The sequence below is a fragment of the Hydrocoleum sp. CS-953 genome (genome assembly GCF_002260545.1).
GTDB lineage: Bacteria > Cyanobacteriota > Cyanobacteriia > Cyanobacteriales > Microcoleaceae > Trichodesmium.
Window position 1 is genome coordinate 1 of sequence record NZ_LGSU01000107.1, and the last position, 2,188, is coordinate 2,188.

Annotated in this window: 2 protein-coding genes; both read left to right on the plus strand. The window is 35.8% G+C overall.

From position 1 onward, the window contains the following. Positions 1-578 precede the first annotated feature (578 nt). Positions 579-750 (plus strand): cob(I)yrinic acid a,c-diamide adenosyltransferase (locus AFK68_RS00690; protein WP_210407153.1); only part of this gene is annotated, 172 nt, incomplete at its 3' end. Positions 751-781: 31 nt separating this feature from the next. Further along, positions 782-1,390, plus strand: a complete 609-nt coding sequence (cobO, locus tag AFK68_RS00695; RefSeq protein ID WP_094670837.1) for a cob(I)yrinic acid a,c-diamide adenosyltransferase — start codon at positions 782-784, stop codon at positions 1,388-1,390. The last annotated feature ends 798 nt before the right edge of the window (positions 1,391-2,188 follow it).

Sequence of the window (2,188 nt, forward strand, 5' to 3'; positions counted from 1 at the left end):
ACCTTTTTCCTCTATTCTATTTCTCCATCTCCGCCAATTCTGAATTCTGACTCCTGACTCCTGACTCAAGAGCCAAAAACCTTCACCTTTGTAAAGATACCAAATGGCTTCTATAGGAAACTTAAGTTTTTTCAGGCTTTTAAACCTTCCTCCTTCTTCCTCCTACCTTCTACCTTCTACCTTCTACCTTCTACCTTCTTCCTCCTTCCTTCTTCCTTCTTCCTTCTACCTTCTTCCTTACCCAATTATTAATAATTAAATAATTCGCGCCTTGAAGCCTCCCCTTGGATAGGGAAAAAAAGTGCTAGGATATTTCCCGATCTTCAATTCCGTAACGGTTTTAACCAGAGGTAATTATCAATTATCCATTATCAATTATCAATTAATGAACCTGACCTGACAATACCAATGCTACCGGACATAATATTACGGAAAGCTCCGAAGATCGACCGCTTTTTTCTCCTTAAAAGGAGAGGCTTGAAACCTTATTTTTTCGGTAATGTCATTTAATATTAATTGACAAATTAATATTAATTATGATATAGACTCTACTTAGTAAAAATTGAGATTATCTAGCAATGACATCCCTAACTTCAGAGCAATATAAACAGAAAATGCAGCGCCGTAAACAAGTACAAGAAGAACGAGTATCTCAAGCTGCTCAGGAAAAAGGCTTAATTATTGTGAATACTGGCAACGGTAAGGGCAAAACTACAGCAGCTTTGGGTATGGTAATGCGTTGTTTAGGCCNCTACTTAGTAAAAATTGAGATTATCTAGCAATGACATCCCTAACTTCAGAGCAATATAAACAGAAAATGCAGCGCCGTAAACAAGTACAAGAAGAACGAGTATCTCAAGCTGCTCAGGAAAAAGGCTTAATTATTGTGAATACTGGCAACGGTAAGGGCAAAACTACAGCAGCTTTGGGTATGGTAATGCGTTGTTTAGGCCATGGCTACCAAGTGGCAATTATCCAATTTATTAAAGGTGCTTGGGAACCCGCAGAAAAAGCAATTTTTAGCAAGTGGGGCGAACAAATATCTTTTCATGCTTTGGGTGAAGGGTTTACTTGGGAAACTCAAGACCGCGATCGCGATATTCAGAAAGTTTATGAAGCGTGGAATTTGGCTTTAACTTTTATCCGCAACCCAGATTTTAAATTAGTCTTACTTGATGAAGTTAATGTTACTCTAAAATTAGGTTATTTAAAGTTAGAAGATTTATTGACTGGCTTAGAGGAAAAACCAGTAGATTCTCATATTATTCTTACAGGTAGAGGTGCCCCTTCTGAATTAATTGAAAGGGCTGATTTAGTGACAGAAATGAAGATGATTAAGCATCCTTTTAGAGAGCAAGGTGTAAAGGCGCAACCTGGTATTGAGTATTAATATTGTTCATTAATGGATAATGGATAATGGATAATGGATAATGGATAATGGATAATTGATAATTGATAATTGATAATTGATAATTACCTCTAGTTAGTTAAAACCATCAGATTGAATATAAGGAAATATCCTAGTGCAGAATGGCAGAAATAACTAACCAGTTACAAAATTCTCAAAGCCTTACCAATCAATAATGCTTGAATTTTGAGATTGCCACGGNGAAATAACTAACCAGTTACAAAATTCTCAAAGCCTTACCAATCAATAATGCTTGAATTTTGAGATTGCCACGGCTGTCGCCTCGCAACCCTTCAGGATTTTGATTTCCGCGTAGCGGCACTAGCACTTTTTTCTCTTGAAATAGAAGGCTTTATACCTTTTTTTTAGGTAAAAAGAAGGAAAAATGTGTGAGATTTTTTCCTTTAAGTTTCTTCTTTATCAACCAAAAAAGCATAAAAAATATAGATTTTATTGATCGAGTTAGATAGATAAGTTTAGATCAAAAGGAAAAGGAAGTAGTTCTTTTTAATCTTTGCTACAAATAGGAAATATTTATCAAACTGGTACAATACCAATTACTAAAAATAATACTATATTTCAGCATTTAACCCAGACTTCAACGATTAATTAATCAGTAGGATTCAATAATATTTTTGACAATTATCAGTCATATATAATCAGGGTAATTAGTTATCGTATTGCGGAGGATTCAGGAGTCGTAGGGGCGTTTTCCTGACGGAATGCTCCGCAAACATGTCGCTCCGCGAAACGGCCGTTAGCTTCGCATAACTATCGTTA